This window comes from Salibacter halophilus, assembly GCF_008806325.1.
In the GTDB taxonomy this organism is placed as follows: domain Bacteria; phylum Bacteroidota; class Bacteroidia; order Flavobacteriales_G; family Salibacteraceae; genus Salibacter; species Salibacter halophilus.
In genome coordinates, this window is sequence record NZ_WACR01000006.1 from 37,905 (window position 1) to 51,374 (window position 13,470).

11 protein-coding genes are annotated in these 13,470 nt (G+C 41.6%); 10 read left to right on the forward strand and 1 reads right to left on the reverse strand.

Features of this window, described 5'->3' with window-relative positions:
* Positions 1-6 precede the first annotated feature (6 nt).
* Positions 7-1,539: a S1C family serine protease gene (locus tag F3059_RS07735; protein WP_151167912.1), complete on the reverse strand. Its 1,533-nt coding sequence runs from the start codon at positions 1,537-1,539 to the stop codon at positions 7-9.
* Between the two features lie 104 nt (positions 1,540-1,643).
* Between F3059_RS07735 and F3059_RS07740 the strand changes: the two genes are divergently transcribed.
* The 10 genes from F3059_RS07740 to F3059_RS07785 all read left to right on the forward strand — a co-directional run bounded on the left by F3059_RS07740 (position 1,644) and on the right by F3059_RS07785 (position 13,457).
* On the forward strand, positions 1,644-4,088 hold the full coding sequence (locus F3059_RS07740; protein WP_223274573.1) for a ligase-associated DNA damage response DEXH box helicase: 2,445 nt from the start codon (positions 1,644-1,646) through the stop codon (positions 4,086-4,088).
* Between the two features lie 46 nt (positions 4,089-4,134).
* Positions 4,135-4,299: a Lacal_2735 family protein gene (locus F3059_RS07745; RefSeq protein ID WP_151167916.1), complete on the forward strand. Its 165-nt coding sequence runs from the start codon at positions 4,135-4,137 to the stop codon at positions 4,297-4,299.
* A 62-nt stretch (positions 4,300-4,361) separates the two neighbouring features.
* On the forward strand, positions 4,362-5,996 hold the full coding sequence (locus F3059_RS07750; protein ID WP_151167918.1) for a DUF748 domain-containing protein: 1,635 nt from the start codon (positions 4,362-4,364) through the stop codon (positions 5,994-5,996).
* Positions 5,974-7,209 carry an S-adenosylmethionine:tRNA ribosyltransferase-isomerase gene (locus F3059_RS07755; protein WP_151167920.1) on the forward strand — a complete coding sequence of 412 codons (1,236 nt, stop codon included), beginning with the start codon at positions 5,974-5,976 and terminating at the stop codon, positions 7,207-7,209. The genes F3059_RS07750 and F3059_RS07755 overlap by 23 nt, the downstream gene beginning before the upstream one ends.
* Positions 7,210-7,307: 98 nt before the next feature.
* Positions 7,308-8,336, forward strand: a complete 1,029-nt coding sequence (locus F3059_RS07760) for an OmpA family protein (RefSeq protein WP_151167922.1) — start codon at positions 7,308-7,310, stop codon at positions 8,334-8,336.
* 40 nt (positions 8,337-8,376) lie between these two features.
* A complete protein-coding gene (locus F3059_RS07765; protein WP_151167924.1) occupies positions 8,377-9,828 on the forward strand; it encodes a sensor histidine kinase in 1,452 nt (483 codons plus the stop codon).
* 35 nt (positions 9,829-9,863) lie between these two features.
* Complete coding sequence (locus tag F3059_RS07770) at positions 9,864-10,646, forward strand: enoyl-CoA hydratase/isomerase family protein (RefSeq protein ID WP_151167926.1); 783 nt, start codon at positions 9,864-9,866, stop codon at positions 10,644-10,646.
* Between the two features lie 111 nt (positions 10,647-10,757).
* On the forward strand, positions 10,758-12,239 hold the full coding sequence (locus tag F3059_RS07775) for a lipopolysaccharide biosynthesis protein (protein ID WP_151167928.1): 1,482 nt from the start codon (positions 10,758-10,760) through the stop codon (positions 12,237-12,239).
* Positions 12,236-12,670: a dUTP diphosphatase gene (gene dut / locus F3059_RS07780; RefSeq protein WP_151167930.1), complete on the forward strand. Its 435-nt coding sequence runs from the start codon at positions 12,236-12,238 to the stop codon at positions 12,668-12,670. The genes F3059_RS07775 and dut overlap by 4 nt, the downstream gene beginning before the upstream one ends.
* 49 nt (positions 12,671-12,719) lie before the next feature.
* Complete coding sequence (locus F3059_RS07785) at positions 12,720-13,457, forward strand: Bax inhibitor-1/YccA family protein (protein WP_151167932.1); 738 nt, start codon at positions 12,720-12,722, stop codon at positions 13,455-13,457.
* Positions 13,458-13,470: the final 13 nt, after the last annotated feature.

The window sequence follows — 13,470 nt, forward strand, 5'->3', positions numbered from 1 at the left end:
AGGTGATTAATTCTTTACGTTGATAAACTGTCTGATTTGATCAGCTGGTACAACAAAACTAATTCCCTCTATACCAACACCAAGTAGTTTACTACGCACCACTCCAATCAAATTACCATCTCTATCCACTAGCGGACCTCCGCTATTTCCCGGGTTTACACTAACATCTGTTTGTAAAAGCCTTATTCCTTCATTTTCTCGAACTGCCGAAACAATTCCCCTCGTGATCGTTTGCCCTAATTGAACATTTCTTGGAGTTCCTATTGCAAAAACTTCCTGTCCTAATTTGAAGTTTTCTGTTTTTGGAATACTAAAAGGATTGTCAAATTCTTTATCAACCTTGAGTAGAGCGAGATCTACCTCATCGCTGTAGCGAATAACTTCAGCTTTTATTTCATTTGTGTCATCCTTAATTCTTAGGTCGTCCATATCCTGAGCAATAACGTGATAGTTCGTTACGATGTAACCATCTTTACTCACAGCAAAACCACTTCCATGACCATTATCTCCTGAGAGAATAGTAACAGCACTTTTTGAACTTATCCCGAGATTTGTAGGGTTAACACCTCCGCTTACAGTAAGCTCTTCAAACTCTTCAGGGTTGAACTCTTCACGCTCCATTACCTTTTTAACCTCAAAGTTTTTAATCAACTTGAGAAAGCTATTCGTAATAGCGTCATTCACAGCCATTGAAATCACATTGGGATTGTTGCTGCTTCCATAGAAATCAGTACTGAACTGACCACTTGTAGCTTTTATTTTTTTATCGAGCTGAGAAACACCATACACATCCAGTATAGACCACTTGATTTCCAATTCAACCTCAACAAAATTCGTTGTATGCCCTTTGTTCATAGTAACCTCCTTAATATCAAGGTCACTAACTTCTCCATCGAGCAAAAGTGAGTTGGTCTTTCTTTTAATGATCACATTTGTAGTATCAGCATAGTTATGCTCATATAAGAATGAATTGACCGCGCTTGAAAAAACAGAGTTGTCAATCTCTAAACTTTCGCTATTTCCCTCTACCCAGTTAGGAGCAGCATCTCTTAAATAGTTTTTATAGTTGTAATAGCTATATGTAGCATCACCAGTATTTACATTGAAATTTGTGTTTTGAGCGTATAAATATTTTTGATCCTTTGAACGCTCAGGAATTACAGGGCCGGCTTCATATTTTGGTGTAATTTTATCGTAATTCCATCCTGTTGAACTGTAGGTGTCAACATAAGGACCCGCTAAAGGCAAAAAAGGAATATATGAGAAAAAGTGTGTAAAAGGTCTTTTATATTGGCCATGGATATAATAAGCTGTTTTGTGTCCTTCCTTTTTGACCTTTATTTGTTTTGCTTCAACATCACGATCCAGTTTTTCGGCAACCTGAGGGCCGTTACCAATCATAACACCATCCACAAAAATTTCAGTACTGTCACTTTCAGTTCTTATTACAACCTCTTGTTGCTTCCCGTTAAATACTGAGGCACAAGAAGAAAAAAGTACAATTTGAGCAATTAATAAGTACGCTACTGGCTTTAACATAGTTTAACTTTTGGTTTGAAAAGCCTCAAATATAACCGTTTTTTATACTTATCAAAAAGTGCAATCAAGTTGAACATTTTACTTTTATTTGAATTTACATCATTGTGGCAGCGGGTTCATCATTAATTAAAAAGTGGTTTTCTGATAAAGGTTGGGATGCTTTTGCATTCCAAAAAGAAGCCTGGTCTGCATACAGATCTGGTAAAAACGGGCTTATCAATGCACCAACCGGTTCAGGAAAAACATATGCCATGCTCGGTGGTATTCTCTCTGAATACCTGAGTTTCCAAAAAGGAGATTACAAACAGCCTCGCGGACTTCAGGTCATCTGGATAACACCAATTAGGGCGCTGAGTAAAGAAATCCATCTCTCGAGCAAAAGAATGATTGATGGGCTAAATATTCCCTGGGAGGTTTCGGTCAGAACCGGGGACACATCAAGCAAAGAACGAGCCCGCCAATCTCGAAAAATGCCGCAAATATTGATCACTACTCCTGAGAGTTTGCACTTACTCCTGGCACAAAAAAATGCCGCAAAGCGGTTCAAAAACCTCAAAGCCGTGGTTTGTGATGAATGGCACGAGTTGATGGGTTCCAAAAGAGGAGTGATGATGGAGCTGGCTCTGAGCAGACTGAAATTCACATCCAAAAAGCTGCGCGTTTGGGGCATTTCAGCTACTATCGGGAACATGGAGGAATCGATGGAGGTTCTTCTCGGATCTGACCATGACCCTCAAAAAACGGCATTCATTAAAGCGGATATCAAAAAAGAGCTCGAGATCATCTCTGTCTTGCCCGATGAAGTTGAAAAATTTCCCTGGAGCGGACACCTGGGAATAAAACTACTCGCCAAAGTTGTCCCCATTATCAAGGAAAGTAAAACAACTCTGATTTTCACCAATACGCGTTCTCAATGTGAAATTTGGTATCAACGAATTCTGGATGAAGATCCTGAATTAGCCGGACAAATAGCCATGCATCACGGCTCTATTTCACGAGAACTGCGCGACTGGGTTGAAGATGCTCTGCATGATGAACGCCTAAAAGCTGTTGTTTGCACATCGAGCCTTGATTTAGGTGTTGATTTTAGGCCTGTTGAAACGATCATTCAAATTGGCGGACCAAAAGGTGTCGCTCGATTCGCTCAACGAGCTGGGCGAAGTGGACACCGCCCGGGAGAGAAAAGTAAGATCTACTTCGTGCCAACTCATTCGCTCGAGCTAATTGAAGCGGCTGCACTGAGAAAAGCAATTGATCAAAATTACATGGAGGAACGAACTCCTTATATCCGTTCGTTTGATGTATTAGTTCAGTTCCTCACGACACTCGCAGTTGGAGACGGGTTCTACCCTGATGAAACACTGGAGCAGATAAAATCCACATTCAGTTTTAACAGTATCAATGACGATGAATGGCTCTGGTGTTTGGATTTCATCACAACCGGAGGTGACAGCCTACACAGCTACAACGAATACCACAAAGTTGATGTACTGGAAGACAATCTCCACAAAGTTACAAGCAGAAAAGTAGCCATGAGACACCGTTTGCAAATTGGAGCAATCGTCTCTGATGCAATGCTCACAGTTAAATTTGTTTCAGGAGGAAGAATTGGCTCAATCGAAGAGTCCTTTATCTCTAAACTAAAGCCTGGCGATGTCTTTTGGTTTGCAGGAAGAAGTCTTGAACTTGTGAGAATCAAAGACATGGTGGTTCAGGTGAAGAGGAGTAAAAGCAAAACCGGTAAAGTTCCCAGTTGGCAGGGAGGAAGAATGCCTTTGAGCAGCAACCTTTCAGAAATGCTCCGCGAAAAAATGCAGGAAGCCATTTTAAACACCGGATCTGATGTTGAACTCAAGACTATTCAGCCACTCCTAAATTTTCAAAAAGAGCGAAGCCACGTTCCGTTGGAAGACGAGTTTCTCATAGAAGTTTTTGAAAGTAGAGATGGCTATCATTGCTGCATGTATCCTTTTGACGGGCGATTTGTACATGAGGGAATCGCGAGCTTAATCGCTTATCGCATGAGTTTGCTCAAGCCCATTTCATTTTCCATTGCAGTCAACGATTACGGATTTGAGTTGCTGAGCGACCAGCCTGTTCCCATTCAGGATGCTATCGACAACAACCTATTTACAACTGATCATTTGATGGATGATATTCAAAATAGCATCAATGCATCAGAAATGGCTCGAAGAAGATTTAGGGATATTGCCGGAATCAGCGGACTCGTGTTCAAAGGCTATCCCGGAAAATCGAAATCTGACAGGCACCTGCAATCTTCCTCACAGTTGTTTTTTGTTGTATTCCGCGATTACGAACCGCGTAACCTACTTTACAAAGAAGCTTTTGAAGAGGCTCTGGAATTTCAACTCGAGTTTAACAGGTTGTTTAAAGCCCTGGCACGCATCAACAGCCAAAAATTTATTCTGTCAGAACCGGAAAAGCCAACTCCATTTGCTTTTCCTGTGATGGTGGATCGATTGAGAGAGAAGTTCATTGCCGAAACACTCGAAAACCGCATTCAAAAAATGCAATTGTCATTCGAATAGTCGAACAACCCACCCATTCACGTGTTGCATACTAAAAGAGATAATTATGTTTGGACTATTCAATTCTGATCCCAAAAAGAAACTTCAAAAGAAATATAAAAAATTGATGGAGGAGTCTCACGCTCTTTCACACAAGGATAGAAAAGCCGCTGATCAAAAAATGCAAGAAGCTGAAGATGTTTTAAAAGAGATCGATAAACTGGACAGTTGATCTAGCCCTCATTTTAAAGCTTTCACGGAAACATAAATATGTTGACCTTTGGTTCATAGATCATGAACCTCAAGAAAGTAGTTATATGGATCGTTAGTATCCTGGTTATTGCCATAGCTGGCTATTTTGGATTGGAAAAATGGGTTGAATACAAGCTCAAAAAACTATTACAATCTAATGAAACTTATCTATACAGCCTGTACTTTGAAGGCGTTGATGTGAAATTATTTGATGGTTCAGCTTCACTGACAAAGTTCAAAGTTTCTCCAAACAGATCAATTGTTGACCAACTAATAGAAAATAAGACCAACCCCGAAATTATTTTTCAATTAAAGGTCAAAAGTGTCAATCTCAATAAGCTGAGCTATTTTCAATTACTGAATTCAGAACTCCAAATCGGTGAATTGACTATTTCAAAGCCTGAGGTTACTTTAGAACTTCTCCCAAAACCTGATGAAAAACCGCCTGAGGACGGAAATAAAAAGGATTATTCATCCCTCTTTTCTTTTAAAAGTCTTCTTATCAAAAACTTTGCAATTGAAGAAGCATCTGCAAGCTTGCATCATTACCAAACGAAGTCGAGTAAATCGAGACAAATAGGGTCTATGGACTCATTCAATATGATTGCTGGTCAGATCCAGTACAACCCTGAAGGTTCCATTCAAAACAGGTTGAGTACAGAAGGCATAATAATCGAAGCATCAGAGGTTGTTTTCCCAAACTATGAGGAAAAACAAATTCGTTTATCAAGGCTGAAATTTGATTTTAACGAACGTAAAATTCAACTCAAATCAGGTTCTGTTCAACACCTCGAAAGTATTGAAGCCTTTCAAAGGCAAACACAATTTCGCAAAATGTGGTTCCGGTTTCAGTTTAGTGATCTCACCATTGACGAAATCGATTACGAAAGTGCCCTCTACCAAAACTGGTTAGCGGAAAAACTTTCTGTTGATTCGCTGAATATTCAATTATTCAACAACCCTAGACTCCCTTTTCCACCTGACAGAAAGTTTCCGTTTTTTCAATCTGCCTTAAAGTCAATCCAAAACCCGATTAAAATTGATTCAGTGCTGATTAACAACAGCGCACTTACTTATCAAATTCCGGGGCTCAAAGGCGAACCGAGGTCACAACTCGAATTTGAACAAATCAACGGATACCTGAAAAATGTCACAAATTCATTGCCTACAAGCGGAAAAACAATTTTTGAAGTCAGCTGCCTGCCCAATAATACCGGCTGGCTTCACTCAACATGGACCTTTGACCTTTCGAGTACTGAAGATGATTTTTTTATTGCTGCAAATGCCACTGATCTCGACCTTTCAAAATTCAACCAGTTAATTGAACCACAAACCCGCGTTCACATCAACTCGGGAAACATCCCGTATTTGAAATTGCGGATGGATGGTAACAAATACCAAAACCATGTCAAAATGAACTACGAGTTCAGAGATGCTGATATTGAGGTGTTTAAATATGATCAGGAAACCGGTCAAAAGAAAAAGAGAAAAATCGCATCGTTTTTGGCAAACCTCGTCATCGATAATCCATTGAAAGACGAGTATAAGTTTGAAACAAAATCGACAGTAAACAGACCTTCAGAAACTACTTTTTTTAAGTTTATTTGGCTCGGAATTTTAGATGGCTTTAAAGAAGGTGCCTTCAATAACCGATATGAGAAAAAAGAAAAACCTTAGTATGTCTCACCCAAAAGAAATTTCAATCGCGAGTTACCAGTATGATTTGCCCGATGAAAAAATCGCTCAATACCCTGTTGAGCCTCGTGATAGCTCAAAACTTCTCACTTACAGGAAGGGAGAAACAGGTCACTCAACTTTCAATAAGCTACCAAATGAGCTTCCATCAAATACACACCTGATTTTCAACAATACGAAAGTCGTTCCCGCCCGGCTGTTTTTCCGCAACCGAAACGGACGTGTTATTGAAGTGTTTTGCCTGGAGCCACAATCAGAACCGAGCGCTGAGCTGGCTCTTTCACAAACCGAAAGCACACGCTGGTGGTGCATGGTTGGCGGAGCAAAAAAATGGAAAGAAGAAACACTCACACTTCAAACCGGGAGAGGCGATCTGTTGAACGTCAAAAAAATCGACAGGGAAGATGCGCGCTTTTTAATCGAGTTTAGCTGGGAGCCTAAAGACCTCACCTTTTCTCAACTTCTAGAAGAAGCCGGAAAAGTTCCGCTACCTCCTTACATGACACGAGAAGCTGAGGAGGAAGACAAGTCGCGCTATCAAACGGTTTTTGCCAAAGTTGAAGGGTCAGTAGCCGCTCCCACCGCGGGTTTGCACTTTACGCCTTCGGTTCTGACCGATATTGAAAAAGAAAAAATCAACTCTTCTCAGGTTACACTACACGTGAGTGCAGGCACTTTCAGACCCGTACAAACAGATAAAATTGGCGATCACGCTATGCACGGTGAGTTTTTTGAAGTGAGTAAAAACACTGTTGAAGAACTCCTCAAAACGGATGACAAAACACTCATAACCGTTGGAACAACTGCTATGCGTACGATGGAAAGCCTTTATTGGGTTGGCGCACAAATTGCTAAGCACGGTTTCAAAATGGAAATGCCGTTTCGCATCGGGCAGTGGGAACCGTACGATGAGCCGTGGGATGCTTCGAGAGGTGAGTCGCTCCAAATGATTTTGGAATACATGAAACACCACAAAATTGACAAGTTGAGCGGACAAACGGAGATTATCATCGCACCGGGATACGAGTTTAAGTTTTGTAACGGACTCATCACAAATTTTCATCAGCCCGGGAGTACGCTTTTGCTACTGGTTGCTGCACTCATAGGATCTGACTGGAAAAAAGTGTACGATTATGCGCTCAACAATGACTTTAGGTTTTTGAGTTACGGGGATAGCTCTTTACTAATTCCTTAGGTTGTCAAAAGACATCTGTTCATAAAATAGCGCAATATCCATTGTTTTGAGCGCGTTTGACATCAACCTTTGTATATTGGAAAAAATGTATCTGTATCATGCGTAAACTCATAGCTTTTAGTTTGTTCATCGCCCTGTTTGCTTCGTGCGTACCTGTAAAACGCGTTGAAGAACTCAAAACAAAATACGATAAATGCGAGGGAGAACGCGAATATCTCGCAGGAGAAAAAGATCGTCTCGAAACTGAAAATGCCGAGCTCAAAGCTGAGGTAAAAAAGCTCAAGCAGGCTGTGAGATCAATGATTGATGATACGGCTTCCACAGCAAAACAGTACCGTCAATTGCGTCACGAAACTGATCGCCTCAAAAAAATCAACACACAACTTCGTGAAAAAGCTGATGCTCTCGAAAGCGGCTCAAATGCGGAAAACCGCAAACTAATGAGCGAAGTAATGGCGCTCCAGGATGATCTTCAAATCAAGGAGGATAAGCTCAAGCTGCTCGACAAACAACTGGATGACAAAGAGAAGCGACTCAATAAACTTCAGGAAGAACTCGAGGCTCGCGAAAAACGCGTACAGGAACTCGAAAACATAATCGCTCAAAAAGATGCTGCTGTTAAAGCACTTCGCGATAAAGTAAAAGATGCATTAACCGGTTTTGCCGACAAGGGTATTACAGTTGAACAGCGCAACGGACGCGTTTATGTTTCTATGGAGGCCAAGTTGCTATTTGCAAGTGGTTCAACAAGTGTCGGCTCTGAAGGTACTAAAGCTGTCGTTCAGCTGGCTAAAGCACTTGAAAACCAAAACGAACTCACCATTTTAGTTGAAGGTCACACCGATACAGACCCAATCAGCTCTTCATGTATCAAAGACAACTGGGATCTTTCTGTGATGCGAGCAACATCAGTTGTGAGAATTATGATGAACAACAGCTCCATTGATCCGCAAACACTCACTGCTGCCGGCAGAGGAGAACACTTTCCAATAGCATCAAACGACACTCCTGAAGGCAAAGCAAAAAACCGCAGAATTGAAGTGATCCTCACACCAAACCTCGATCAGCTGTTCAAAATTCTAGACGAAAGCGCTCAGCAAATCACAAATGACGAGGGCACTGAATAACTTTAGCCCGGTTTTTGCTTATCTAGGAAAAAGATAAGCCATGACAAAGAGCAAAAAATCATTAAAACTGGGGTTGGGTACGCGCATCTACCTTTCAATGATGGCGTTGATACTCATTTCGCTCATTGTCATTGGTATATCGACCTATGCTTTCTTTCAGAACCGCAACGAACAGTTTCATCAAAACAGACTACAGCAGCAGGAAAACACCATTATGCTCTCGCTGCAGTATTTTATCATTGAAAACGGAATAAGAGACGTCAATGCAAAGCTGGAAAACAAGATTCATGAATTGGCTGAAATCCATGACGTTGATCTAAACGTGTACACTACTGATGGAGAGTTGCTGGGTTCAACTCAGGTTGAGCTTTTTGAAAAAGGCGTTTTCTCCAAAACACTTCCCGACTCACTTCTGCATAAACTCAAACCCAACGAATCCATTGTCAAAAAAGAACGGCTCGATGGTGAAGAATACCTCTCCGCTTATTTCATTTTAGAAAACGGCAACAAGAAAATAGCCATCATCAATTTGCCGTATCGCAAGGACTCACAAACCATGCAGAATGAAGTTTCTTCGTTTCTCCTAACTCTTGCCCAGGTTTATGTGTTGTTGTTTTTATTCGCCTCGATTGTCGCTTTCTTACTGAGTAATTACATCACCAACACCCTCAAAAAAATCAGTGCGAAACTCAAAGAAGTGCGTATTAACAAGAAAAATGAACCCATTGAGTGGAACAGCAAAGATGAAATCGGGGAGCTCATCAACGACTACAACCGGATGCTGGAAGAGCTCGAAAAAAGTGCTCAGCTACTCGCCAAAAGCGAGCGTGAATCTGCATGGAAAGAGATGGCAAGGCAGGTTGCTCACGAAATTAAAAATCCGCTCACGCCAATGCGTCTCAACATTCAGCACCTTCAACGTACGGCAAAGCAAAACCCCGAGGAGCTGGAAGAGCGCATTCAATCTATCGGTCAGAACCTAATCGAGCAAATCGACACACTTTCGAGCATCGCGAGTGAATTCTCCAATTTCGCCAAAATGCCAAAAGCCCAAAACGAAAAAGTAGACGTGAAATCTGTACTCAATTCGGCTATTGAGTTGCATCGCAACAACGGAGCAATCGATCTTGAGGTAAAAGGATCTGACCATTATGTTTTTGCCGATAAACAACACCTGTTGCGCGCTTTCACGAATCTTATCAAAAACGGATTACAGGCCGTGCCCGATGAAAGAGAACCCGAAATCAAAATCTTTTTGGAAAAAACAAACTCAAATGTTGTCGTGAAAATTAGCGATAACGGAAGCGGAATTCCCGATGAATTGAAAGAGAAAATCTTTAGCCCTAATTTCACCACAAAATCGAGCGGAATGGGACTCGGACTGGCAATGGTGAAAAACATCGTAAATGCTGCCGGAGGCGAAATCAACTTCCAAACAAAAGTGAATGAAGGCACCACTTTCACAATTTTGCTCCCATTGAGCTCTGAATAAATATATAATTTTGAGCAGAGAAAAATTCAATCAAAATGGCATATAACAACATACAAACCGAGTCAAAAGACAATATTTTATACATCACGATAAACCGACCCAAGCAACTCAATGCTCTCAACCGCGAAACCATTGGCGAGCTTTCTCAGGCTTTCAAAGATGGTGAGGCAAACAGCGATATTCAGGTGATCATTTTAACCGGAACTGGCGAAAAAGCTTTTGTTGCGGGTGCTGATATCAAGGAGTTTGCAAATTACAGTGTTGAGGAAGGAAAATCACTGAGTGCTGACGGACACAAAAACTTATTCGATTTGGTGGAATCACTCGGAACACCTGTAATTGCAGCTGTAAACGGTTTTGCTTTAGGTGGCGGACTCGAATTGGCCATGAGTTGCCACATTCGCGTTGCATCAGAAAACGCCAAAATGGGATTACCTGAAGTTTCTCTAGGTGTTATTCCGGGTTACGGAGGAACTCAACGTCTCGCTCAGCTCGTTGGAAAAGGAAAGGCAATTGAAATGGTTGCTACAGCAGGTATGATCAATGCTGAAGATGCTCATCACTGGGGCCTCGTAAACCATGTTACTTTCCAGAGTGAGCTTCTCGAAAAATGCCAGGAAATCGCTAATGCCATCAAAAAGAATTCTCCAAAAGCCATTTCAAATGCAATCAAAGCGATTAATGCAGGCTTTGAAGAAGGGAAAAACGGATTTGAGGAAGAGATCAACCAGTTTGGAAATTCTTTTGGAACAGCAGATTTCAAAGAAGGAACTTCAGCTTTCCTCGAAAAACGCAAGCCCAACTTTAAAGGCGAATAAATCAAAATATACTTTTCACATAAAAGCCGCAGCATGCGGCTTTTTTTGTTACGAACCTCCTTCTCCCCACAACCCGATTTTAAATTTTACTTTTGACCCACAAATCAATTCATGGCAGCACTAAAAAAACTGGCAGGTCAAACCGCTATTTACGGCTTATCGAGCATGCTGGGTCGGTTTCTCAACTACCTATTGGTGCCGCTGCACACCACTCAGTTCATCACAGCAGATTACGGTGTCATCACTGAAATTTATGCGCTATCAGCTTTTTTTGCTGTCTTACTCACGTGGGGACTTGAAACCGCCTATTTCCGCTACATCAACGAACAAAACACTGATAGCAATAAAGTAATTGGCAATGTGCTGGGCTTTTTGTCTTACAGCACCGTCATCTTTTTCATCATAATTATTTTCGGTCAGAACCTCCTGGCCGACTGGATTGGTTATGAGCAAAACCCCGAGTACATCGTGTGGATGGGACTGGCTCTCGGTTTTGATGCACTCTCAGCAATTCCGCTAGCCAAGCTCAGGAAAGATGAAAAGTCAGTGAAGTTTGCTGTCATTAACTTTCTGAATATTGGTGTCAACATCGGGCTCAACTTGTTTTTTATCGGATACCTCATTCCGGAAGCTCGTGAAGGAACATCAAACTGGCTCATCGATACATTTTACAATCCGGCTATTGGTGTGGGATATGTTTTTATCGCCAACCTTATAGCGAGCGGAATCAAGTTTATCGCGCTATCACCAACCTTCAGGCTCGTTCACTTCAAGCTCGATTCACAGCAGATCAAAACACTTTTGATCTATGCACTGCCCATTATGGTAGCAGGTTTTGCCGGAATCATCAACGAAACACTTGACAGGAGACTGATTCGCGTAATACTGGAACCTGAAATTGGTGAAACAGCAGCTAAGTCTCAGGTTGGAATCTATGGAGGTGTTTACAAACTCTCTATCGTGATCACGCTTTTCATTCAGGCATTTCGCTATGCCGTGGAACCGTTCTTCTTTTCAAGAGCAAAGCAACAGGGTGCAGCTCACGCCTATGCTGATGTCATGAACTGGTTTACCATCATCGTATCAGGTATGTTTTTATTCGTACTCATGTATCTCGATTTGTTCAAGCATTTTTTGGGAAGAGAGGAGTACTGGAAAGGATTACATATTGTTCCAATTTTACTTTTAGCCAACATTTTCCTCGGTTGGACCTACAACCTGAGTGTTTGGTACAAAATCAAAAACCTGACGATTTACGGAGCTTATCTCGCTGTAGTTGGAGCTATCATTACTGTAGTACTAAACTACATGCTCATTCCAGAAATGGGCTACGAAGGAGCTGCATGGGCTACTTTTGCAGCCTACGCTAGTATGTGTTATTTATCGTACTTCTTTGGCCAAAAACACAACCCAATTCCATACGACCTAAAAAGAGTTTTGGGTTATCTGGCTTATGCTGTAGCTCTCTACGGACTAAGCACAATTCCAGATCTCGAAGGCTGGATAAAATACACGTTGAACACAGGAATACTTCTCGTCTTCCTGTTTACGGTTCTGACCATTGAACGCAAACGCATTAAACAGTTATTATGAACGTAAAGATTGTCAACAAAGGCAAACACAAGCTACCACATTACGCTACTGAGCAGAGTGCCGGAATGGACCTGCGCGCTAATTTAGGCGCTCCTGTAACGCTAAAGCCACTTGAACGAACATTGATCAAGACAGGGCTTTTTATGGAATTACAGGCGGGCTATGAGGCTCAGATTAGGCCACGATCAGGACTCGCATTTAAACAGGGCATTACTGTTTTGAATGCTCCCGGCACAATCGATGCTGATTATCGCGGAGAAATTGGTGTATTGCTCGTGAACTTATCCAATGAAGATGTAACGATTGAAGATGGAGAGCGTGTGGCGCAAATGGTTATCGCAAAACACGAGCAGGTTGAATGGAAAGAAGTTAACTCACTTGAAGATAGTAATCGTGGAGAAGGCGGATTCGGCTCGACAGGGAAAAAGTAACCAATTCATTCTACAAGTCGTTTAGAACCTGAGTAAACAGAAAAAAACAATGAGACAAATACAATCTTCAAACCCGGCTTTTAATTCGAAAGCTTTTAAGAGTGCTACTCAATCTGCAGCCGCTGAAGGAAGCATGACAATTGCCGGTACTGTCAATAAGACGATACTTTTAACTCTGCTCGTTTTAGCCAGTGCTTCGTACACATGGCTCAATCCTAGTACAACACTAATGTGGGTTGGTATTATTGGCGGATTAATCGCGGCATTAGTTACTTCATTTAAGCCAAATCTATCACCAATATCAGCGCCAGTTTACGCTTTGCTTGAAGGAATGGCCCTGGGAGGAATATCGCTGTTCATCAGTCAGAGCTTTGGCGGAGGATCAATTGTTTTCCAGGCAGTAGCTTCTACAATAGGGGTTCTTTTTGCGATGCTCTTTCTTTACAGAACCGGAATTATCAAGGTCAACAAGAAGTTGCGGTCTGGAATAATGGCAGCAACTGGCGGAATTGCACTTATGTACATTATCAACATGGTGATGGGCTTTTTTGGCGGTTCTTTCCTGAGTTTGCAAAATACATCCTGGATCATGATTGGAATCAACCTTGTAATTGTAGGAGTAGCAGCATTTAACTTATTGCTCGATTTTGATTTTATTGAGCGAGGAGCAAAATCTGGAGCTCCAAAATACATGGAGTGGTTTGGCGCTTTTGGGTTGATGGTTACGCTAGTGTGGCTCTACTTAGAGCTCCTTAAGTTATTTGCCCGCTTACAGTCAAGAGATTAAACTCAACTTTATT

Coding starts and splice junctions, on each gene's coding strand:
- F3059_RS07735 (WP_151167912.1), bottom strand. CDS start 1,539: ATGTTAAAGCCAGTAGCGTACTTATTAATTGCTCAAATTGTACTTTTT.
- F3059_RS07745 (WP_151167916.1), top strand. CDS start 4,135: ATGTTTGGACTATTCAATTCTGATCCCAAAAAGAAACTTCAAAAGAAA.
- F3059_RS07750 (WP_151167918.1), top strand. CDS start 4,362: ATGAACCTCAAGAAAGTAGTTATATGGATCGTTAGTATCCTGGTTATT.
- F3059_RS07755 (WP_151167920.1), top strand. CDS start 5,974: ATGAGAAAAAAGAAAAACCTTAGTATGTCTCACCCAAAAGAAATTTCA.
- F3059_RS07760 (WP_151167922.1), top strand. CDS start 7,308: ATGCGTAAACTCATAGCTTTTAGTTTGTTCATCGCCCTGTTTGCTTCG.
- F3059_RS07765 (WP_151167924.1), top strand. CDS start 8,377: ATGACAAAGAGCAAAAAATCATTAAAACTGGGGTTGGGTACGCGCATC.
- F3059_RS07770 (WP_151167926.1), top strand. CDS start 9,864: ATGGCATATAACAACATACAAACCGAGTCAAAAGACAATATTTTATAC.
- F3059_RS07775 (WP_151167928.1), top strand. CDS start 10,758: ATGGCAGCACTAAAAAAACTGGCAGGTCAAACCGCTATTTACGGCTTA.
- dut (WP_151167930.1), top strand. CDS start 12,236: ATGAACGTAAAGATTGTCAACAAAGGCAAACACAAGCTACCACATTAC.
- F3059_RS07785 (WP_151167932.1), top strand. CDS start 12,720: ATGAGACAAATACAATCTTCAAACCCGGCTTTTAATTCGAAAGCTTTT.